Below are 20,863 nucleotides of genomic sequence, written 5' to 3'. Positions count from 1 at the left end.
GGCGGTCGCGGTGAGGAGCTGGCCACCCCCGTCGTTGCCGACGCGCACCGCCAGCAGTACGACTGCCCGATCCGGTGCGCCCGGCCTTTCGCCGGGTGAGGGGCACGGCGCCCCTCACCCGGTGCGTCAGAAGACGACGCGAGTGAGGCCTTCGGCCACGCAGGCCGGTTTGGCGGCGCCTTCGATCTCGATGGTGGACCGGATCGTCAGCTGGACGCCGCCCTGGACCTCGGTGACGTCGGCCAGTTCCGCGACGGAGCGGATGCGGGCGCCGACCGGCACCGGGCTGGGGAAGCGAACCTTGTTCAGGCCGTAGTTGATCCCCATCTTCGCGCCCTCGAACCGGTAGTTCTGGGAGTTCAGCTTCGACAGCAGGCTCAGGGTGAGGAATCCGTGCGCGATGGGCGTGCCGAACGGTCCCTGCTCCGCCCGTGCCACGTCGACGTGGATCCACTGGTGGTCCAGGGTGGCGTCGGCGAACTGGTTCACCTGCTCCTGGGTGATGGTCAGCCACTCGCTGGTGCCGAGCGGTTCGCCCTTGGCGGCGATGATCTCTTCCTTGCTCGTGAACACGCGCACTGCGCGAACCTCCTGTGGGGACGTGGGTCGTGAGTGCGCAACAGTGTTCGAACACTGTTACGCACTCACGACCACTACGGGGTGGGCAGGTCGGCGAGCTCGCCGATGCGACTGCGGTGGGTCTCGGCGATGCCGAAGGCGAGCTGGGAGCTCTTGGCGCGGCCCAGGTAGAGGTGGGCCGGGTGCTCCCAGGTCATGCCGATGCCGCCGTGCAGCTGGAGGTGCTCTTCGGCGGCCAGCACCACCAGGTCCGAGCAGTGCGCCTGGGCGATGGCCACCGCGAGCTCCGGCTCGGTGTCCCGGGCCAGCGCGTCCGCGGCGTTGCGAGCGACCGCGCGCCCCGAGCTGACTCCCACCCACAGGTCGGCGAGCCGGTGCTTGACCGCCTGGAACGAGCCGATCTGCCTGCCGAACTGGTAGCGGGTCTTCGCGTAGTCCACTGTGGAGTCCAGGCAGTGCTGCGCGAGCCCGACCTGCTCGGAGGCCAGCATCCCGGCCGCGGTCAGCAGCGCCTGGCGCAGCGCGCGTTCGGCCTCGGCCCCGGCGGCCAGCCGCCTGCCGGGTGCGCCGTCCAGGTCGAGGGTGCCGAACCGCCTGGTGAGGTCCAGCGGCGTCGTCGGCGTCCGGGTGACCCCGGCGGCCGAGGTGTCCACCAGGTACAGCGCCGGGCCGTCGGCGTCTATCGCCGGGACCACGACGAGGTCGGCGACCTCAAGATCCACCACCGCCGGCACCGCGCCGGTCAGCGCCGATCCGTCCGCCTTCACCGCCTGCGGGAACGGCGCCTGCGGCGGGGTGGTCAAGCCGACCGCGACGGTGCCGATCCGCGATCCGTCCGCGAGCTCCGCCGGCGGCTCCGCGCAGGCCACCAGCGCCGCGGTGGCCAGCACGTTGCCCAGGAACGGCACCGGCGCGACCGCGCGACCGATCTCCTCGGCCACCACCGCGACCTCCCGGGCGCTCGCCCCGGCTCCGCCGAGTTCCTCGGGCACCAGCAGCGCACCCAGGCCGAGCTCGCCGGCCAGGGTGCGCCAGAGCGCCAGGTCGTAGGGCTCGTCGGTCTCGCAGCGGGCCAGCACCGCGGTCCAGTCGCAGCGGTCGCGCAGCAGCCGCCGCACGGTGGCCCGCAGGTCTTCCTCCAGCTCGCTGTAGAGCAGGTCCGGCGAGCTCATCGCGGCAACTCCTTCCACGGCCGGTCCTTGTCGGTGCGGATCTCCTGGGGCAGCCCCAGGATCCGTTCCGCGATGACGTTGCGCAGGATCTCGGTGGTGCCGCCCTCGATGGAGTTGCCCTTCGCCCGCAGGTACCGGAAACCGGCCCCGCGCTTGGTGAGCGAGGCGAAGTCGGGCTGGCGGAAGGTCCAGTCGTCGTAGGACAGCCCGGCCTCGCCCTGGAACTCCAGCTCGAATCCGGTGATCGCCTGGTTCTGCTCGGCGAAGGAGACCTTGACCGCCGAACCCTCCGGGCCCGGCTCGCCGATGGCCAGCTGCTGGCGCAGCCGGATGCTGGTCAGCCGCGTCGCCTCGGCGTCGACCCAGAGCCGCAGCAGCCGGTCGTGCAGGCCGTGGGTGCGCTTGTCCGGGTTGGCGCGCCAGGCCTCGGCGGCTTCGCCGATCATGCCGCCCTCGCGCGGGGGCGTGCGCCCGCCGATGGCCACCCGCTCGTTCATCAGGGTGCTCATCGCGACCTGCCAGCCCTGGCCGACCTCGCCGAGCCGCTGCGAGTCCGGGATCCGCACTCCGGTCAGGAACACCTCGTTGAACTCGGCCTCACCGGTGATCTGCCGCAGCGGGCGCACTTCCACGCCCGGCGCGGTCATGTCGCAGATGAAGTAGCTCAGGCCCTTGTGCTTGGGCTGGTCGGGATCGGAGCGGGCGACCAGGATCGCCCAGCGGGCCCGGTGCGCCAGCGACGTCCACACCTTCTGCCCGTCGACCACCCAGTCCTCGCCGTCGCGCACCGCCCGGGTGGACAGCGCGGCGAGGTCCGATCCGGCGCCGGGCTCGGAGAACAGCTGGCACCAGGTCTCCTCGCCGGTCCACAGCGGACGCAGGTAGCGGCGGCGCTGCTCGTCGGTGCCGAAGCGCAGGATGGTGGGCCCGGCCATGCCCAGGCCGATGACGTTGAGCTGGGGCTGGTTGTCCGGCGCGCCCGCCTCGGCGAACGCGGTGTCGACCACCGCCTGCAGCTCCCGCGCGGCGCCGAGGCCGCCGAGCCCGGCGGGGAAGTGCACCCACGCCAGCCCGGCGTCGAAGCGCGCCCGCAGGAACTCCAGCCGGTCGGTGCTCCGCGGATCGTGCGCGGCGAGGAACTCCGCCACCCGGCCGCGGATCTCAGTGGCGTCGGCGGTCATGCTGTCCCGCCTCCGGGGTTTTCAGCGGTGGTTGCGTTTGGTGTCGTTCTTGCGTTTGGCGGTTTCTTGTGGCTGGGTTGCATCACGGTCCCCTTAGGTGCGGTTGAGCAGGACTCCGGTTGACACGAGGGGTGTCATGCCTTCGGCCCGCCCGCCACGTAGATGACCTGGCCGGAGACGAATCCGGCGCGCTCGTCGAGGAAGAACGACACGGTGTTGGCGATGTCCTCGGGCTGGCCCACCCGGGCCACCGGGATGCTCGCCGCCGCGGCCTTGGTGAACTCCTCGAATTCCATGCCCACCCGCTCGGCGGTGGCCTTGGTCATGTCGGTGGCGATGAACCCGGGCGCGATGGCGTTGGCGGTGACGCCGTACTTGCCCAGCTCGATGGCCAGCGTCTTGGTCAGGCCCTGCAGACCGGCCTTGGCGGTGGAGTAGTTGGCCTGGCCGCGGTTGCCCAGCGCCGAGGTGCTGGAGAGGTTGACGATGCGGCCCCACTTGGCCTCGACCATGTGCTTCTGCACCGCGCGGCTCATCAGGAACGCGCCCCGCAGGTGCACGCCCATCACGGTGTCCCAGTCGTCCTCGGACATCTTGAACAGCATGTTGTCGCGGATGACGCCGGCGTTGTTGACCAGCGCGGTCGGGGCGCCGAGCTCGGCGGCGACGCGGTCCACCGCGGCCTGCACCTGCTCGGCGTCGCTGACGTCGCAGCCGACGGCCAGCGCCTTGCCGCCCGCCGCCTCGATGGCGGAAACCGTCTCGGCGCAGTGCTTCTCGTCGAGGTCGATGACGGCGACGGCGAAGCCGTCCTCGGCCAGCCGCTTGGCGGTCGCCGCGCCGATCCCGCGGGCGGCACCGGTGACGATCGCGACTCGACTGTCTGCCATGGAATCTCCTTGTGCGTTGTGGGTCTGCACCGTGCTCAACGACGGCGTGCGGTCAGCGGTACTTCTTGAGCTCGCGGCGGGCGAGCGAGCGGCGGTGCACCTCGTCTGGGCCGTCGACGATGTGCAGGGTGCGGGCGTGGGCGTAGAGGTTGGCCAGCGGGAAGTCCTGGCTGACGCCACCGCCGCCGTGGGCCTGGATGGCGCGGTCGATGACCCAGGTGGCCATCTCCGGCACCGCCACCTTGATCGCCTGGATCTCGGTGTGCGCGCCGCGGTTGCCCACGGTGTCCATCAGCCACGCGGTCTTGAGCACCAGCAGCCGGGCCTGCTCGATCTTCACCCGCGATTCGGCGATCCAGTGCTGCACGATGCCCTGCTCGGCCAGCGGCTTGCCGAAGGCGACGCGCTCGCTGGTGCGGCGGCACATCAGCTCCAGGGCGCGCTCGGCCATGCCGATGGCCCGCATGCAGTGGTGGATGCGGCCCGGCCCGAGGCGGGCCTGGGCGATCGCGAAGCCTTCGCCCTCGCCCGCGATGACGTTGTCCACCGGCACCCGGACGTCGTCGAACACCACCTCGGCGTGGCCGCCGTGGTCGGCGTCGCTGTAGCCGAAGACGTGCATGCTGCGCTCGATCCGCACGCCCGGGGTGTCCTTGGGGACCAGCACCTGGCTCTGCTGGCGGTGCCGCTCGGCACCCGGATCGGTCTTGCCCATCACGATCAGGATCTCGCAGCGCGGGTTCATCGCGCCGGAGGAGAACCACTTGCGGCCGTTGATGACGTAGTGGTCGCCGTCGCGCTCGATGCGGGTGCCGATGTTGGTGGCGTCCGAGGAGGCCACGTCGGGTTCGGTCATGCAGAACGCGGAGCGGATCTCGCCCTCCAGCAGCGGTTTCAGCCACTGCTGCTTCTGCTGCTCGGTGCCGAACTGCGCGAGCACCTCCATGTTGCCGGTGTCCGGCGCGGAGCAGTTGGTGGCCTCCGGCGCGAGCCGCCCGGCGCGGCCCATGATCTCGGCCAGCGGCGCGTACTGCAGGTTGGTCAGCCCGGCGCCGTGCTCACCGGGCAGGAACAGGTTCCACAGGCCGCGCTTGCGGGCCTCGGCCTTGAGCTCGGCCATGATCGGCGGGTGCGCTGCCCACTCGTCCTCGGCCTCGGCGAGCTGCTGCAGGAACACCGGCTCGGCCGGGTAGACGTGGGAGTCCATGAAGTCCAGGAGCTGCTCGCGCAGTTCCTCGGTGCGTGCGTCGTAGCCGAAGTCCATTCAGTCCTCCTTGAGAGTGGCGAGGCCTTGCGCCACGAGTGGGCTCACCAGGGCGCCGACGTGGTCGAAGCCTTCGCCGACGGTCTGGTCGTGGATGAAGCGGTAGTGGATGCCCTCCAGGATCACCGCGATCTTGAAGAAGCCGAAGGCCACGTACCAGTCCAGTTCGGACAGGTCGGTGCCGCTGCGCTCGGCGTAGCGCGCCAGCAGCTGCTGGGCGGTGGGGAAGCCGTGCTCGGGGCCGATGCCCTTGGCGATCGGGTTGCGCTCGATGCCGCTGAAGCCCTCCCAGTACACCGCGAGCAGCCCGAGGTCGGTGAGCGGATCGCCGAGGGTGGCCATCTCCCAGTCCAGCACGGCGGCGATCCGCTGATCGTCGACGATCACGTTGTCCAGCCGGTAGTCGCCGTGCACGATGCCCGCGCGCGAGGTGGTGGGCAGGTTGCCGGCCAGCCGGGTGGCGAGCTCCTCGATGCCGTCGATGTCGCGGCTGCGGGAGGCGGCCAGCTGCTTGCTCCAGCGCCGCACCTGGCGTTCCAGGAAGCCCTGCGGGCGGCCGAAATCGCCCAGCCCGACCGATTCCGGGTCGATCGAGTGCAGGTCGGCGAGCACGTCGACCAGCTGCCAGGACAGCTCGACGCGCTGCTGCGGCGCCAGCTGCTCGGTCAGCCGCTGCGTGCGGTAGACGGTGCCGGGGACGTACTCCATGACGTAGAACGGGGCGCCGAGCACGCCGTCGTCCTGGCAGAGCAGGTGGGTGCGCGGCACCGGCACGTCCGTCCCGGCCAGCGCGGACATCACCCGGAACTCGCGGCCCATGTCGTGCGCGGTGGCCAGCACGTGGCCCAGCGGCGGGCGGCGCACCACCCAGCGCTGCTGCCCGTCGCCGACCAGGTAGGTCAGGTTGGACCGTCCACCTTGGACGAGTTCGCCGGTCAGCGGCCCGGCCAGCAGCCCGGGCCGCTCGTCGTCGAGGTGGGCGCGCAGCCGGTCCAGGTCGAGGCCGGGCAGCGGTTCGGCGGTCATCGGGACTCCTTGCCTCGCGAGGTGACATCGGTCAGGGCGGAGACCTGCGCGCGGGTCTCCGCGGGATCGGTGTGCAGCACGGTGCGCATGCCCAGGCGCCGGGCGGCGTCGACGTTGGGTGCGCCGTCGTCGACGAACACCACCTGCTCGGCGGACAGCTCCAGCTGGTCCAGGGCCATGCGGTAGATCCTCGGGTCGGGTTTGCGCAGCCGCACCTCCGCCGAGATGACCGCGACGTCGAAGAGCCCGTCGAGCAGGTCCCAGGGGTAGTCGTTGCCCCAGCTGTTGGACAGCAGCGCGGTGCGCACGCCGCCGGCGCGCAGGTCGCGGACCAGGTCGAGCATGGCGGGCTCGCTGCGCATCCGGGCGAACATGCGCTGGAGCAGGCCCTCCGGCGCGACCGGTGATCCGTCGACCGAGCGCAGCCGCTGCGCCAGGGTGCGGTTGAAGTCCTCGGCGCCGAGCTCGCCGGTCTCCAGGCGGTGGATCGGGGTGCCGTGCGGTGCGTCGCGCGACAGCCACTCCTTGATCGCGGCGGAGAACGTCTCCGGGCGGATGCCCTCCTGCTCGATCCAGCCGTGCAGGGCGGCGCGGCCGGAGGTGGTCAGCACTCCGCCGTAGTCGAAGATCACCGCCCGGGCCGGGCGGGTCGCGTCACCGGAACCCATACCAGGACCGTACCGACTAGCCGGTATGTCGCGCTAGAGCCCGCGAGCGGTTCCACCGCGAAGCGGCGGTGCGCCGGGGTCGGTTTCGCGCGGAACCGGCGGCTCGGGTGGGTGAGAGGTGGCGATTTCGCGCTCTTACTTACCAAGTTCACACAGACCAGCGCCGGAGCACCGGGCAGCGTCGGGCATCCCCGACCAATACCCCCAGGACCGACGTCAGCAGGCCAGGCGCGTAAGCGCCCATGACGCCCGATCGGTCGGTGTGAGCATCACATGACCAGACAGTAACGGACGAGTAGCCGTTACCGATCTGATCAGGGCAGGTAAGGGAGCATGAGCAGTGGCGCGGCGGACCACCAACCGTAGGGTTGAGCAGGCAGCAGACCTCCGTGAGGGTCTTCGGGTGCTGGGTCGTATCCGGTTGTCTCGGTTCCAGGGCAAGGAAGACGTCACTACCTCGCCTGAGCGTCAGCGGTTGGCAATCGAGCGTTGGGCGGAAGCCAACGGACACGTGATCATCGGGTGGGCTGAGGATCTGGACCTTGGCCGCAGCGTTGATCCGCTGGAAGCTCCAGAGCTGGGTAAGTGGTTCAAAGAGCCTGAGCGGACCGATGCTTGGGACATTATCGCCGGGTACCGGCTTGACCGTGTGGCCACTGGCTCGATCTACCTGAGCAAGGTAATGGCCTGGTGTCTGGAACACGGTAAGTCGATTGTATCGACGTCCGAGACTTTCGACCTCAATTCGAGCCCTGGCCGTATGGTTGCGTTCATCCTCGCCGAGGTTGCCGCTGGTGAGCTTGAGGCTATCCGGGAGCGAAACACTAACGCGTTCGACTACACGTACTCCAAGGGGATGTACACGGGTCGTATGACCCCGTACGGCTACAAGGCTGACGGTAACGAATACGCCGTTGATCACGACGCTAAAGCCGTCATCCTTGAGATTGTGGAACGGGTTATTAGTCAGGAGTCGATCCGGAAGATCGTTATTGACCTAAACGAGCGGGGTGTTCCTAGTCCGAGTGATCAGCAGCGCCTGAACGTGGGTAAGGCGTCCAGGAGTGCCCGTTGGTCGCATCAGAGTATTAACCGGATTTTGACTTCCGAGACGTTGCTCGGTTACGCGATGCGCCGTGATGCCATCCTCGGAAAGGATGGTCGGCCGATCCGTGACGCCAAGGGCAAAAAGCAATTCGGCGAATCGTACGTGGTGCGGGACGAGACCGGCGCACCGGTTGTGCGCGCTGAGCCGATTCTGAGCCGTACTCGGTTCGATGAGCTGCAAGAGGCTCTTGGTAAGCGGGTGAAGTCCGCACCTCAGCGACGGAAGACCGAGACGGACATGCTGTTGCGGGTGTTCTACTGCCCGTGTGGGGAACCTCGCTACACCGTTTCGAACGGTTCCCGCACCTACTACAGGTGCGCTAGCTCTCAGAAGGGCAAGCCTTGCGGACAAAAAGCCATCCGTAAGGAACTCGCTGAGACGATTTTCGAAGAGGGAATGCTGGACTCTTTCGGTAACTTGCCGATGCAGAAACGGGTGTACGTCCCGGCGACGAACAACGCCGATGAACTCGCCAGCATCGAAGCGGAGATCGAAAATATCGCGGACATGATTACTGCACCTGCATTCAGGGGGAAGACCCGCGATAAGCTCGCTGGTCGTCTTGAGGTGCTGGACAAGCGCCGTAGCGAGCTTGAGGCTCAGCCGGTGCGGCAAGCCGGGTACAGGCTTGAGCCGACCGGAGAGACGTTCGCGGAGCACTGGGGCGGCCTGGACTCCGACCGACGGAACGCGTTCCTGCGCAACGCTGGTGTTCGGTTCGAGATGAAGTCGGATATTGAGTTCCATTTTGACTTCACACATCTGGAATTGCTGCTCGGTCTGATCGATCCATCGATCGATCCGCAAGAGCATCTTGATGCGGAGAAAGCCAAGGCGGCGGCGTATCGCGCTGAGCTTGAGGCGCAATACAGCTGGGGATCGTAAATAGCAAGCCGGAAAGGTTAGGCGGGTTCATCCTGCCCGATTTAGAACAGGAGAGACTCAGTGAACAGGAAACAGCGACGCAAGAATATTAAGCCCATGAAGTGGCTGGACAATCTGAAGGAAAGTAACCCGGAGATGTACCAGGAAGCGATAGACCTGGTCGCCGAGGGCCTGATCACATTCGACAGCAACGGCCGCATGGTCGGCGCCGATGGTCGGACGTTCGATCTTGTGGAACGGGAGAAATAAGCCAACGCTAGGTCATATTTGAATGAATCCGGCGCAGGCGAAGCGGGAGAATCCATCGGATCGGATTCGGTTGTACCGCGCCACGCCGCCGGAATGGTTCCGGCGGACTCCCAACAAGTAAAGGACTGAATTGACCACGATTGACATCGTCACCCGATTCCCTCGAACAACTCTCAAGGAAGCTTGGCTACGATCTCAGCAGTCCGAGAAGTGGGTATTTCCCGACACGGTGTGTTCCTCGGTGACGATGATTTACGGGCGGAGCAACGTCGGTAAGAGCTACTTGGTTTCTTCGATGCTGCTCTCACTCATGCTTGATGGGCGGGAATTCCTCGGGATGCAGCCGACCAATCGCACCAAGGTTTGGCGTCCTGCGATCCTCTGGACGGATCCCGGTTCGGATGAGGAATACGCGGAGCGGATCTATCCGGAGCTTCCCAAGGAAGCGGAACTAGGTATTTTCCACGTTGGCCGGACTACCAGGGTAGACGAATGGGAGGTGCTAGCAGACCACCTGATTACCGAGGGGTTCAATTTCGTGGTGGTCGATAACCTGCAAGGGGTTACCGGCGATACGAACGAATCGGCCACGGTAACCACGGTGTTCGATGGGTTGACCAAGCTCACGAACCGTGGTGTTCCGGTGGTTGTTCTTCACCACGAATCGGAGAAGGGGAAGGTAGTTGCGGGTGCTTCCCCAATGGGCACATCTACCGCAGTCCAGAAGTCGCGAGCGTGGATTCAGGTTCGCCAGTCCAACCGGCGGAATCTGCGAGGAGGGAACACTGTCCTAGTGATTCAGTCCAACGCACTGAGTCAGCCTCAGCAGCTTGTGGCAGAGCCTTTGACAGGCCCGGCCTACCGAGTGCTGGACCGTGGTCCCTGGGTCACTCAAGATACGGAGAAGAAACCCAAGGAGAAGCGCGGCAAACCCACCTACGACGAACGCGCCGACATGGCGCGCTGGGTGGTGAACAACTGCCAGGGAAAGGGACTGAATGCAACTGCATCGGCCTTGGCTGAGAAGTTCGGCAAGTCGCAGGCCACGTGCAAGGAACAGCTCATGCGCGGTGCCTTGGCGAAGCTCGTGAACCGAGCTGGGGATGGTTCGGCGGCAGTCTGGTCGTTGAAGTAGTGGGAACTGGTGGTGGTGGTGTACCCCCCTGTGGGTTCGTACCTCACCCACCACCCCCCACTAGAGATCTCTCAGCGCGCTATGGCGCGCGATACGACGGGAGATAAGAGCAGCCTCTCAGGGCTGCAATCAGAGGTTGATCTAAAGGGTCAGCTTTTAAAGGCTGACCTGATCAGTAGTGAATGAGTGGCAGCCGTTTACGGCGGCTGCCTGAGTTAGACCAGGGCAGACCTTCGGGTCTGCCGATATCGGGCCTAGCACATCACCCGCAGCGAAGCGGAACAGCGGGTGAGGTGTTGAGGCCGCTGAAGTTGACCTCAGCGGCCTAGTCACGACAACGAGTTTTAACGGCTTCGCCTAACCCGTTGATTCTGCTAGAGCAGATGTCAGTAAACCGAGGAAAAGCTAACCTCGGTTAGCTCTGAGGAGTCAACTGTTAGGTACCTCTCCCCGGAGGGGAGAACCGGAGGAGGTATTTGGTAGTTCACTGAAGTCAACCTAGAAGGAGTGAACTGGAATGAACGGTGAAGCGTTCACCCCGGTTCGAGTCTGGACCTGTATCAAGTACTCGAACATGACAACCGATGCTCAGGGAAGGCGTCGTGTAATCCCAGGGACCAAGTACCTATCCCTGGTCCGTTACCGAAGTAAATACCAGACGGAACAGTGCCTAGACTGCCCCGCCTGGATTCCTAAACACGGAAACCGAAAGTACTGCGCTGGTTGCCGTGAGGCTCGTTACCGGGCCGACAACGCGGCCGCCAGGGAACGGATGCAGAAGTCGCGATCGGGAAGGAACAAGCTCAGGGATGAGAATTACCGCAAGCTCGGTAGGCCAGTTCCCGAACCTGGCAAGCGTGGGAGGCCGAAAGGCGCTAGGGACTTCGGGACACGGAGAAACTCGCCGCACTTTCGGCCGGGAATAGATGACCGAAAGGAAGGGGCTACGAGGATGGTGAGCCTTGTCACTGGACAGAGCCAAAGCGTCCTAACAATCTGTTCGGAGCACCTAGTACTTAACGGGGAAGGAAAAAACAGAGAACGAGAAGCTGCCGTGAGGCGTAGGTAGCTCTGTCTTCCTTTCCTCATAGCTGAAGCCCTCGGGAAGCACCCTTACAGGTGTCCCTCGGGGGCTTTTTGTTTGCCCTGATTTCAACTTAAACATTTAGGAGGGTTCTATGCGTGGTCGGCCAGAAGGCCCAGGGGATACCGCCAAGATCCGTGAGGCTCTGGCGGCCACCGGCAAGACCTACACCCAGATTGCGGAACAAATGGGCGTGACCGTTGCGTCTGTGTCCGCGTATGCCGCTGGTGCTCGAAAGCCAGCAGCGGGAAACCTGGGCAAGCTCGCTCAGGCTCTCGGTATCCACGTGTCCAAGCTTCTGCGAGAGGACACCAGCGATGCCGCGTAAGAACTGGAGAAGCACCGATCAGGCCGAGTCCGAATCTGGCCGCAAAAACTGAACGAGCGGTAACGCTCTGACCAGGCACGGAGCAACCGCCGGCTGAAGCCGCGGGGACTGTTTCCGCAGGTAAGAGAGTCGGCGTCTGTCCACTTGGAACGTTCCTGATCGTAAGAGCTCTCAGAGCTGCTGAGAGCGTCCTGACCTCCTCGGGGCAACCCGAGGTATCTCCAACCCATCTACGAGCTTCCGTGAAGCTCTCAGCCCTGAAAGGCATCAACTGTGTCCGATATTGCCAACGCCAGCATTGCCACTGAAGCCCCGATTGCTCGGTTCCGCTCGGTCTACCGCCAGCTGAAGGCCCTGGGGGTTACCGTCCCTGCCTCGATCGCTGAGGCTATCGAGTTCGCAGACCAGCCGATCGAGCTTGCCGACCATCGCGCGGTACACAAGAAGCTTGCGAACGCGGCCCCGAAGGACTTCGGTGATGTGCTGACCGAATTCGCACAGGAATACATGCTTGCTGCTATCGCAGAGAAAGATTCTTTCTTCCGTGGTGAGGTGAACAAGGCCAAGCTCGCCAGGCTTCAGACCGTGTTTATGGAACACGAAAAGGATCTTTTCGCCCAGCTCTGCGAGATGTTCAACAAGGCTGCCCCGGAGTTCACCAAGCACGCTCTAAACCTGCAAGGTGTTCGTGAGGGCAGGTTCTCGCAGACCTCCGCGTACACCGGAGATCAGCTGAAGGCACTTGTTGATGCTCAGGAGGCTGCCAAGCCGCTAGCGCCGATTTACTCGGTGTATCAGTCTCTCGGTTCTGCTCTGAACTTCATTGAGGGTGACCCGGACAAGCTTCACCCCGGCCAGTACGAGGATGAAGTAAAGCGGCTTGCTTTCGAAGCTTCGCCCGTACAGGTCATGTCGGCTGGAGAAATGCTGAAGCTCGCCAGGCTTGGTGATGACTCGCTGATTTCTGTGCGTGATCTGATGCCGTTCCTTGCTCTGCCGTACTTCGGTGTTGAGTTGTGCCTGACTCACCCGCTGGGGAGCTGAGCATGGCCAGCGTTGAACGTAGCCCCGAACAGGTTTGGGCGGAGTTCCTTGGTTCTCAGCTGGACTCCGACCGTGTGCAGTGGGCGGTAGTCGATCGGATGTTCTCTGAGACGTCCGGCCCGCCTGCCGAACCTGCGGACGACTGACCGGGAGTCGCCCAGAGACGCGGTAGGGCTTTGGGCGACTCTCCCGCCTTGGGGTACCCCGAAGTACCCCCAGAGACTTTCGGGCCGCGTATGGCCCCAGCTGACCCCAAAGAGAGGCATTGCAGTGGAGATTACCTGTGGTGGTTGCTCATCCCGTTGGACTGGCGTTAGTCGGTGTCACTGCTCCGGGTGTCACCAGACGTTCAGCGGAGTAACCGCGTTCGACAAACACCGCAACAGGTCAAAGTGCAGAGAACCGAGCAAGCTTGGGTTAGTCATAGTCAATGGAATTTGGACCCATCGCGAGAGCTAAATACGCTGGGTTCCAGCCGGCGATCGGAGAGTGATTTTCCGCGTATCGTCCCTGCTGAAGGAAACATCATGAAACCACCCAAGCGAGAGAGTTGGGAAAATTCCTCCCGCTCTAAACGATTGCCGCCAAACTGGAGAGCCCTCCGGGCTCAAGTGCTCAGGCGAGATAGAAACACCTGCCAGATCAACGGCCCAGAGTGTTCAATCCAGGCCACCGAAGTAGACCATATCCAAGCTGGAGACAACCACAGTGCAGACAATCTCAGGGCTGTCTGTTCTGTGTGCCACGCTCGCAAATCAGCCCTAGAGGGTTCAAAGGCTAGCAGGATCGCACGTGCACGCATGAGCGCGCTACGCAAGCGCAGGCCAGAGCGTCACCCTGGACGTAGGGATAAGCGTTCGCAGTAGGTAAGCGCGAGTCTCGCGCGTGTGTGGTTAGTGGGTTGGCATTGGCTAGGTAGTGCTGAGTGTGTCGCAGCTCGCAGCGATTGACTTTGGTTTTCGGATTGAGTTGTGGAAATCTGTGAGTGGAATTCAGAATAGACTTGCTGGCCCCCAGGGGAGGTATCCCCTGGGGGCTTTCTAGATCGGCCAGGTATAGCGCCAGCCCGTCTCGATGCTTCGCACACGCCTGTATTTTTCATATCGCGGAAGTTTGGCCTCGGTCCTACCTGGTCCGGGGCTTTTTTCATGTCCAAGTGAGGTAAACCAAGTGGCACAACGTGCACCAAAGAACCTGGGTTCGGCCGGTCAACGGCTCTGGAAAGGCATCTGTTCCGACTATGAACTACGTCCAGACGAACTCGCAGTGCTCGAATCAGCCTGCCGGGAGGCTGACCTAATCCAACGGCTAGAAGACGCTTTGAAGGATGTCCCGCTGATCGTTAAAGGATCAATGGGGCAAGAGGTAGCTTCTCCGTTGGTCACCGAGATTCGGCAGCACCGGAGCACTCAGGCGAGCTTGCTGAAGCAGCTCAAGATCCCGGATCTGGAAGAGGAGGAATCCGACGACACCGGAACGGTTCGTAAGCTCACCCGCTCCGAGGTTGGCCGCAAGGCCGCTAATGCACGATGGGGGAAGCGATGAAGCCGTACCGCTCGAATTCGAGAAAGCATGATCCCCGGGAATCCCGGATAAGCGAAGCCCGCGAGGCATGGTGCCGGGTATTCGGCCGGGAGCCTTCGCCCGGTATTGACTGGACGGACTACGTGACAACGGTTGACGGTGAACCAGCCGTAGACGTGGCGAAGATGTATCGGGAGGCACTAGGGGTACCGAACGGGTAAGAGTATCTCCTCCCGGAGGGGCATGTTTCTTGGTTTGGTACCGGGCTGCTCGTCACTGCGATAGAGTCGCCTCCCTGACTGGGAGGTGGGCTGAGGTTGCAGTCTGTCGGCTATTGGGAAGCTTGGTCCTTGTGGTGGTCCGGCCAGAAACTTGATAATTACACGATGTGGTGGATACCGTTACTATGGTGGGCGCGTATCGGAAAATTAATGCAATTCGCTGGCGGCGTCGCCGTGGTGCTTGATCTCGCCGGACCCAATAGGTTACGACGCTTCGCAAGTAAGATGCCTACAGTTGAGAAACGCTCCACTTCCGCAATGAAGCTTTCGCGTCGAACCTTCGACGTCTTTTTTGAGACAGTCATGCCTAATCGATGGAGTGGCTGCTTATTGGCCATTGTCGGCGGATTGCTCCTTAATCTATCTGGCTTGGCTGGTTTCAAAGTGGCCAGCCTATTGCCATACTTTGAGCCGCAGATTCTCTTCATCTTCACGGCAATCTTGGTTGGCTTCGTTGTGTTCTTTTCTGTCTATCTATCCGCTATCCACTTGGTTAAATTTCTGGTCTATCCTCTGAGCTTCATTGTGAGGAATATTGCTGTATTTCTCGAACTGACTCTGAGGGGAAATAATCCTGGTCATCCGCTCCGGTGGATTGCGTTCGCCCTCTTTGTGTATGGATTCCATCTTGATCTTCTAGGTTCGTAAGGGTTCGCCGCAGTGGTGCAAGACGTTGGTTTCTGGGAGGCCGTGGGACTGTGGTGGGACGGCCAGAAGCTAGAGGACTTCACCATGTACGGGTGGCCGATGCTGTATTGGGCCCGCCTCGGGAAGTACCTTCAGTTTCTCGGTGGTGCCGTGGTCGTGCTCGATCTGATAGGCCCCGATCGATTTCGGCGCAGCGCACTTCGGTTGCGAGTATGGAGTAGATGGTTAGCAAAATTTCCACTAGTGCGCATTCTTCTTTTGTGCATTGCATTACTCTCGCTTGTTGCGACCATGGTTCCCGTCGTGATTGTTGAACTGCATGGATATCGGACGCTAAGTGAGACCTTTGGGTCTGCTGGGATGCCGATAATGCTAGGAATGGTACTGGCGGCTGGTTTAACTTACCTTCTGGTCCAGGTGGAGAAGGTCCTCTTATTTGTTTCCAAGGTGATTGAAATCGGTCGACACGGGAGCGGCTGGAAGTGGCTTTCGTTTGTGCTGATCATAATCGGATTCCACCTCGATCTTCTCGGCTCTTAATCTGCTAGTATCGCTGCATGTCTGGGGTGCTGGGAAGCATTTCTTCGTGGATATCTGCTGCTTTGGCAGGAGTCGCGCTGTTCTTCGCGTACAGGTCCTCCGTTGCTTCTAGAAGAAGTGCGGATGCTGCACACGAGCAGATACGTCATCGAGATGAGCGGGATGAACAAGAGCAGGCCGCGAAGGTGGCCGCGTGGTTGGACTATTCATACACCGATGACAGCCTAGAGTCTTTAGCTTTCTGCCTCTGCCTATCAAATCGGGGTGACTTACCGGTCTTCAACTTTCGCGTGAGGTCAACCGTGTACCCGTTGGTCGGAGTCCAGATCCGAACAGTTATTCCCAGTGATAAATTTCAGAGAATTCCACTCGGGGATCTCACCTCGGTGATCAGGCGCCGAGCTAGCGAAGGTTATTCGAATGCATGTGAGAATCAGCCATTCCTGTCTGAAGAGAAGTTTAAGATGCTCTTCTATACGTGCATCGCGCTCGGCATGACCAAGGCGGGAGTTGAGTATGAGTTCATGGACATGCGAAACCGTGTCTGGCATAGAGGTCGTGACATCAAATTGAGGGTTGGGAAGTTGGACTGGGAGGTAGCGGAATCGGATTATCAGGATTTGATTGGTGGCCTAATTTCTGAAGCTATGGCAGAGCTTTCCCAAATGGGCATTCCAAAGCAGTGGGAGCGACCTTGAGGATTTTGCTTCGAAGCTCAATGAGCATGAGGTGTGCGCTGCCTAGTTCAGGAGGGCGGGAGATGGCGCGGATTGTTGCGTTGGGCAAGCATGGTCAAATCGGTTAATGGTCCGCATTTGTTTAGTTGCTATCGGTTTCCACTTGGACCTGCTCGGGTCGTAGGCATGAGCTAGCCCCCGACCCTGCGCCTGGTCGGGGGCTAGCTCAAAGGTTCTGTCGTAGTGGTCTGATGTTCACGGGTTTGGGCAAACCTGGCGGAATCGTGCACTTCGGGTGCGGAGCTTCGATGTTCATCGGTGCCCCTGGCTTCCCTGGTTCTTCTAGTGCCAGAACTTCGCGCAGTGTCCACGACGGTTTCCCGTGGTATTGCCATGCAACCACGGGCGGGCAGAATACGGGTGAGTCACCGATGATCGGGCATCGGTACGCGGTGGCGTCATCCTTGCTGCGGAGGATGAACACATCGGCGCTGGTGGCCCGGTGGTACATCGCTGCCAGTAGCTCAGGAGCTTCCAGTGGTCCCCAGCGAACCAGCGTCCAGCCTCGCTTTCGCAGTTCGGTTAGGAGGTCTTCCAGCGTCAGCGACGACTCGGTTTCAGCAGCTGGTGTGCTCACAGCTGCACCCGCTTCCGGCGCTTCACCATCGATCGGTATTGCTGACGCTTCCGGCGCTGCTCTTGCCAGCGCCACAACCATGTGCGCATGTGGTGCCTCCCGAATTGTCTACCTTGATTATCGGGAGATCTGATCGACAGGTGTAGCTCTAGTCGCGTGCTCGCATAAACTCGTCTGCTGCGGAGTCGAGTAAGCCTCTCGCGTGCTCGCCCGTGAGTGCTCGATCACGGAAGTACTCGAACACATTTAGGTGATACGAGATGTCTCGGTAATCGCGGAGTGCGACGGCGCCTGAGAACATTTCCACCGTGACTAGTCGTTCATCGTAGACCACGAAAATGTTTAGTGGGCTTGCTCCGATCTGGGCGGAGCTGGGCAGGATGGCGAGATCAACGTTTGGTCGCTGTGAGACCGTGGCCATGTTCTGGAGTTGGTCAACCATCACCGGGGCTGCTGCGCGTTTTATCCGTATCGCCTGCTCGGTCAACAGAAAGTGGAATCTCCGGGATTCATCGTTAAGGGCGTCTTGCGCGTCTAGGCGTGCCCGTACGGCACGGTCAATGTCCCGTGCGGGATTGCCTTCAATGACCGGCGTCAGGGTCGCACGAGCGTACTCAGCTGTTTGGAGGAGACCGGACGGGATGATCGGCAGGAAGTGCCGTACCGTCTTGGATGATTCGCACAGAGCTTTAATCTCTGCCTGTCGCCTCCAGATTCCTGTACGGGCTGACGAACGGACAGAAACATATTCGACGTTCGCCGCCCGTGTAGCGGCGAGAATATCGCTCTGTGCGTCTGATGGCACGTCTAGTGCCGTCATGATGCGTTCAACATCGGCGACGGTCGGTAGAACCTTTCCGGATTCAATCCGGCTGATTTTGGATTGGGACATAGCAGCACGAGCGGCCAGCCTCTCACCAGAGAGCCCAGCCGCTTTACGTAGCCGCCTCAGCGTGTCCGCTAGGTCTTTGCGGTCCCGCTTCTCGCTGTCAGGTTCGAGCATTGAACTCGCTGAACGACACAGCGTGTGTTAGCGCCGTGTCACGCCACTTCCGGTACATGAGGAGGTCAGGGTTCTCTCGCTGGTCCAGGTTGATCAGAGTCCCGTCAGGGTTGAAGTTGAGATCAACCACGATTTCGTCATCGAACAACCAGAAGTCATGTGACGGTAGGTCAAGGTCGAGGTTCGTCAGGTCCAAGATCCTGATGTCTTCCCCGGCCTCGATGTTGCCGGGGATGCCCCACGTGAGCTGATACCGCTGGTATTGGGTCAGCGGTTGCCGGACCACGCGGACACGGCCGAGGGTCTTGCCGTCTGCGAGGTATCCACGTACCCGGTCATGCCAGGCGGAGTTATGTCCCTCGGGTTTCGGTTCCCCTGCACGCCAACGGCTCAGGTTCTCTTGCTCGTTGGGCATGGTGTAGGTGGGTTGGCACTCGAACCGCCAGGCGGACCGTTGGCACTCCGCGAACCGTTGCCGTAGATCAGTCAGGATCACTTTCTTGCCCCCTGTAGAGCCTGCACAGCGGCCAGAACGATCTCAGGGGGAAGTTCTACGGCTGTCTCTCCCTCGCCGAGCGTCAGGCCCTCAGCGTTAGGCACATGAGCGCCTTGGACTACGGCCGTGCCTCGATCTGAGATGTAGACGGCCGGACAGTTGTCGTTGTCGCACCCGGATACCTTGCGCAGTCTCATGGTCACAGCCTCAGCGATCAGGCTGGGAGGATCAAGGCTGCTCAGGGGCTAGTCGCGATGTTGCATAACTTGCCCTCAGTCGTACCAGCCGCTCAGATCAGGGCTGCACGCCCGCAGGCAGCGGAACGGCGAGGGTGAACCGCGCCGCTGACCTGCGGGAATACGCCAAGTGGGTACCCCTGACTTGTGTGTAAAACCAGTAACCGTGTACGCGAAATCGCCACCTCTCCATCAGGGGCGGAAGGCGTGCCGGATGCGGGCGGCGTGGTCCAGGAACTCGGCCGGTGTGCTGGTGCTGAACTGGAGGTCGACGAACGCGTCCGCGACGTCCAGCCCCGCCAGCTCGTGCAGGTAGTCCACGAGCTGCTCGTCCGGACCGGTGGTTTGGGCGTTGATGCGCACTGCGGTGGCGATCGGTCCGCGCCCGGCTCGCCGGGCTTCGTCGTCGATGTCGGCCATCGTCTTGCGCAGCGCTTCCACCGGTAGTGCCACGCCGAGCCAGCCGTCGGCGCGACGGCCGATCCGGCGGAACGCCGCTGGGGACAACCCGCCCAGGTAGATCGGCACGTGTCGCTGCGCCGGTTTGGGCTGGAAGTGGCCGGGGCTGATGGTCCAGAACTCGCCGCTGTGCTGCACCGGGTCCGCTGCCCAGAGCGCCGCGAGCACGTCCAGCGTCTCGTCCAGCCGCGCGCCGCGCTCCCGCCACGGCACCCCGACCGCGTCGTACTCATCGCGCGACCAGCTCAGCCCGAACCCGGCGATGAGCCGTCCGCCGCTGAGCCGGTCGATCCCGGCGAGGCTGCGGGCCAGGTGGATCGGCGGGTGCAGCGGTGCGTTGAGCGTGCTGGTGCCCAGCAGCGGGCTCGTGGTGGCGTTGGCCGCCAGCGTCAGCACCAGCAGCGGGTCGAGCCCGCTGCGGAACTGCTCGGGCATGGCACCGCCCGGGTAGGGCGTGATCGGGTCGGTGGCGGCGTGCACGCGTTCGCCCACCCAGAGGCTTTCGAAGCCGAGCGCTTCGGCTTCGGCCGCCAGCTGCGGCACCAGGAGCGGGTCGGAGAACGGGCCGAACTGGGGGAGTGTCAGTCCAAGACGCATGGGAGTCATGGTGTCGATCCGGGATCTCCGCTGCCAGCCCTGGTCGGAACGGGTGCACCGCGACCGGCGTTCGGACGAACGAGCGCGCCATTGCCCCGGGTGAGCGTGCAACTACCACCAATGGCAGGCCGGTGATCACAGTGGGTCGCGGACGTGCGCATCCCGGCAGCTGCGGAAACCCGTTCGTCGCAACGTCATCCATCAGTACGGCGGTTGTGCGCACAATGGCGGCCCACCGGGTGTGGCGCCCCGGTGCGCACTGTTAATTGTGGGAACGAGCGGCGCGTTGACGCGGAGTTTACTCGGCAGTAAGTATTCGGGTCGCCGCGCGGCCCGCACCTTTTCGTTGCCGATTCTGCGAGGTGAGGCCAATGACGTCCCAATCCCGTGGCAGACGTGTCGCCACTGCTGCCGCCCTGACCGCAGCCGCTGCGCTTGCGTTCACACCGCAAGCCCTGGCTGCCGCGTTCGACGTCAACTTCGACTGCTCCGGTTCGTCCCCGGTGGGCGAGCAGCAGTTCAGCCTGCAGCAGGGCGCCGACGTCACGGCGCCGGCGTCCGTCGCCCCCGGCGGCACGCTGGACATCGTGATCGACCCGGCGGTGAACACCGTTCCCTCCGAGGTCAACGGCTACACGGTCAAGCGGATCGAGGGCATGGACCTGAAGATCCCGATCCCGGCGAACTCCACGTTCGTCTCGGCCGACCTGGAAGGCGGTTCCGGTCTCGGCCCGAACCCGCCGACGATCAGCGTGGAGGGCAACGTCGCCACGCTGCACCTGGACGGCCCGATCGCGGGCGGCTCGCAGTTCGAGCTGCCCACCGTGATCGCGCACCTCACCGCCGGGGACTCCGGCACCATCGAGACGAAGCTGCACGGCACCAGCCACGACGACCCGGGGCTGACCTTCACCGCGGTGGTCTCCTCGATCATCGGTGACACCAACGTGCCCTCGCGCTGCTTCCCCAACCCCAACCCGGTCCTGACGACAACGACGATCGGCTGATCCCGACGGCGGCGGGGCTCCGCGCCCCGCCGCCGTTTCCACCGTTCTCGCTGCGGCCGAGGGCTTTCCGCGTCGGGAAGCTCTGGACGAGCCGATCATCGCTGCGACAAGGCTGCTTTCCGCTCGGCCCGCGCCGGTCCGATCC

The 20,863-nt window shown here is 63.0% G+C and carries 23 protein-coding genes; 12 read left to right on the top strand and 11 right to left on the bottom strand.

All coding sequences use genetic code 11. From position 1 onward, the window contains the following. Window positions 1-126: 126 nt before the first annotated feature. The 7 genes from ATL45_RS01780 to ATL45_RS01750 all read right to left on the bottom strand — a co-directional run bounded on the left by ATL45_RS01780 (window position 127) and on the right by ATL45_RS01750 (window position 6,780). Window positions 127-579, bottom strand: a complete 453-nt coding sequence (locus tag ATL45_RS01780; protein ID WP_093156098.1) for a MaoC family dehydratase — start codon at window positions 577-579, stop codon at window positions 127-129. A 74-nt stretch (window positions 580-653) separates the two neighbouring features. Next, window positions 654-1,751 (bottom strand): acyl-CoA dehydrogenase family protein, encoded by a 1,098-nt coding sequence (locus tag ATL45_RS01775; RefSeq protein ID WP_093156097.1) that lies wholly within the window; start codon window positions 1,749-1,751, stop codon window positions 654-656. After that, window positions 1,748-2,932, bottom strand: coding sequence for an acyl-CoA dehydrogenase family protein (locus ATL45_RS01770; RefSeq protein WP_093156095.1), 1,185 nt, complete (start codon window positions 2,930-2,932; stop codon window positions 1,748-1,750). Before ATL45_RS01770 ends, ATL45_RS01775 begins: the two co-directional genes overlap by 4 nt. Before the next feature lie 134 nt (window positions 2,933-3,066). Beyond that, window positions 3,067-3,822 (bottom strand): 3-oxoacyl-ACP reductase FabG, encoded by a 756-nt coding sequence (fabG, locus tag ATL45_RS01765; RefSeq protein ID WP_093156094.1) that lies wholly within the window; start codon window positions 3,820-3,822, stop codon window positions 3,067-3,069. 52 nt (window positions 3,823-3,874) lie between these two features. After that, on the bottom strand, window positions 3,875-5,086 hold the full coding sequence (locus ATL45_RS01760; RefSeq protein ID WP_093156092.1) for an acyl-CoA dehydrogenase family protein: 1,212 nt from the start codon (window positions 5,084-5,086) through the stop codon (window positions 3,875-3,877). Further along, window positions 5,087-6,112, bottom strand: a complete 1,026-nt coding sequence (locus ATL45_RS01755; RefSeq protein WP_093156091.1) for a phosphotransferase family protein — start codon at window positions 6,110-6,112, stop codon at window positions 5,087-5,089. It lies immediately after the preceding gene. After that, on the bottom strand, window positions 6,109-6,780 hold the full coding sequence (locus ATL45_RS01750; protein ID WP_093156089.1) for an HAD family hydrolase: 672 nt from the start codon (window positions 6,778-6,780) through the stop codon (window positions 6,109-6,111). Before ATL45_RS01750 ends, ATL45_RS01755 begins: the two co-directional genes overlap by 4 nt. 340 nt (window positions 6,781-7,120) lie before the next feature. Between ATL45_RS01750 and ATL45_RS01745 the strand changes: the two genes are divergently transcribed. The 11 genes from ATL45_RS01745 to ATL45_RS38250 all read left to right on the top strand — a co-directional run bounded on the left by ATL45_RS01745 (window position 7,121) and on the right by ATL45_RS38250 (window position 16,304). Then, window positions 7,121-8,773 (top strand): recombinase family protein, encoded by a 1,653-nt coding sequence (locus ATL45_RS01745; protein ID WP_093156088.1) that lies wholly within the window; start codon window positions 7,121-7,123, stop codon window positions 8,771-8,773. Between the two features lie 96 nt (window positions 8,774-8,869). Next, window positions 8,870-9,022 carry a hypothetical protein gene (locus tag ATL45_RS38665; protein WP_170210131.1) on the top strand — a complete coding sequence of 51 codons (153 nt, stop codon included), beginning with the start codon at window positions 8,870-8,872 and terminating at the stop codon, window positions 9,020-9,022. Window positions 9,023-9,152: 130 nt separating this feature from the next. Then, window positions 9,153-10,157, top strand: coding sequence for an AAA family ATPase (locus tag ATL45_RS01740; protein WP_093156087.1), 1,005 nt, complete (start codon window positions 9,153-9,155; stop codon window positions 10,155-10,157). Between the two features lie 1,178 nt (window positions 10,158-11,335). Further along, window positions 11,336-11,569, top strand: a complete 234-nt coding sequence (locus tag ATL45_RS40205) for a helix-turn-helix domain-containing protein (protein ID WP_093156085.1) — start codon at window positions 11,336-11,338, stop codon at window positions 11,567-11,569. A gap of 273 nt (window positions 11,570-11,842) precedes the next feature. Beyond that, window positions 11,843-12,613, top strand: a complete 771-nt coding sequence (locus ATL45_RS01730) for a hypothetical protein (RefSeq protein WP_093156084.1) — start codon at window positions 11,843-11,845, stop codon at window positions 12,611-12,613. Between the two features lie 270 nt (window positions 12,614-12,883). Continuing rightward, window positions 12,884-13,072, top strand: coding sequence for an FDXHR family putative zinc-binding protein (locus ATL45_RS40345; protein WP_439332433.1), 189 nt, complete (start codon window positions 12,884-12,886; stop codon window positions 13,070-13,072). Between the two features lie 68 nt (window positions 13,073-13,140). After that, a complete protein-coding gene (locus ATL45_RS40200) occupies window positions 13,141-13,479 on the top strand; it encodes an HNH endonuclease (RefSeq protein WP_093156082.1) in 339 nt (112 codons plus the stop codon). Between the two features lie 304 nt (window positions 13,480-13,783). Then, on the top strand, window positions 13,784-14,158 hold the full coding sequence (locus ATL45_RS01720) for a hypothetical protein (RefSeq protein ID WP_093156081.1): 375 nt from the start codon (window positions 13,784-13,786) through the stop codon (window positions 14,156-14,158). Between the two features lie 296 nt (window positions 14,159-14,454). Further along, complete coding sequence (locus tag ATL45_RS38260) at window positions 14,455-15,066, top strand: hypothetical protein (protein WP_143121707.1); 612 nt, start codon at window positions 14,455-14,457, stop codon at window positions 15,064-15,066. A gap of 12 nt (window positions 15,067-15,078) precedes the next feature. Further along, window positions 15,079-15,606: a hypothetical protein gene (locus tag ATL45_RS38255; protein ID WP_143121706.1), complete on the top strand. Its 528-nt coding sequence runs from the start codon at window positions 15,079-15,081 to the stop codon at window positions 15,604-15,606. Between the two features lie 17 nt (window positions 15,607-15,623). Further along, the gene (locus tag ATL45_RS38250) at window positions 15,624-16,304 is read left to right on the top strand and encodes a hypothetical protein (RefSeq protein WP_143121705.1); all 681 of its coding nucleotides are present in this window, start codon (window positions 15,624-15,626) and stop codon (window positions 16,302-16,304) included. Window positions 16,305-16,509: 205 nt separating this feature from the next. Here ATL45_RS38250 and ATL45_RS01715 read toward each other — a convergent pair whose 3' ends face one another. The 4 genes from ATL45_RS01715 to ATL45_RS01695 all read right to left on the bottom strand — a co-directional run bounded on the left by ATL45_RS01715 (window position 16,510) and on the right by ATL45_RS01695 (window position 19,711). Then, entirely contained in the window at window positions 16,510-17,001 is a 492-nt protein-coding gene (locus ATL45_RS01715) for a hypothetical protein (protein ID WP_246025115.1), read from the bottom strand. 67 nt (window positions 17,002-17,068) lie between these two features. Continuing rightward, window positions 17,069-17,923, bottom strand: coding sequence for a Scr1 family TA system antitoxin-like transcriptional regulator (locus ATL45_RS01710; protein ID WP_093156076.1), 855 nt, complete (start codon window positions 17,921-17,923; stop codon window positions 17,069-17,071). Next, window positions 17,910-18,419 carry a DUF6879 family protein gene (locus ATL45_RS01705; RefSeq protein WP_093156075.1) on the bottom strand — a complete coding sequence of 170 codons (510 nt, stop codon included), beginning with the start codon at window positions 18,417-18,419 and terminating at the stop codon, window positions 17,910-17,912. Before ATL45_RS01705 ends, ATL45_RS01710 begins: the two co-directional genes overlap by 14 nt. 428 nt (window positions 18,420-18,847) lie before the next feature. Further along, complete coding sequence (locus ATL45_RS01695) at window positions 18,848-19,711, bottom strand: TIGR03619 family F420-dependent LLM class oxidoreductase (RefSeq protein WP_093156072.1); 864 nt, start codon at window positions 19,709-19,711, stop codon at window positions 18,848-18,850. Between the two features lie 371 nt (window positions 19,712-20,082). Between ATL45_RS01695 and ATL45_RS01690 the strand changes: the two genes are divergently transcribed. Beyond that, on the top strand, window positions 20,083-20,718 hold the full coding sequence (locus ATL45_RS01690) for a cyclase (RefSeq protein ID WP_093156070.1): 636 nt from the start codon (window positions 20,083-20,085) through the stop codon (window positions 20,716-20,718). Window positions 20,719-20,863 lie beyond the last annotated feature (145 nt).

It is taken from the genome of Saccharopolyspora antimicrobica, assembly GCF_003635025.1.
Lineage (GTDB): Bacteria > Actinomycetota > Actinomycetes > Mycobacteriales > Pseudonocardiaceae > Saccharopolyspora > Saccharopolyspora antimicrobica.
The sequence above is the reverse complement of the archived record's forward strand: the minus strand, read 5'-3'. Positions and strand labels throughout refer to the sequence as shown.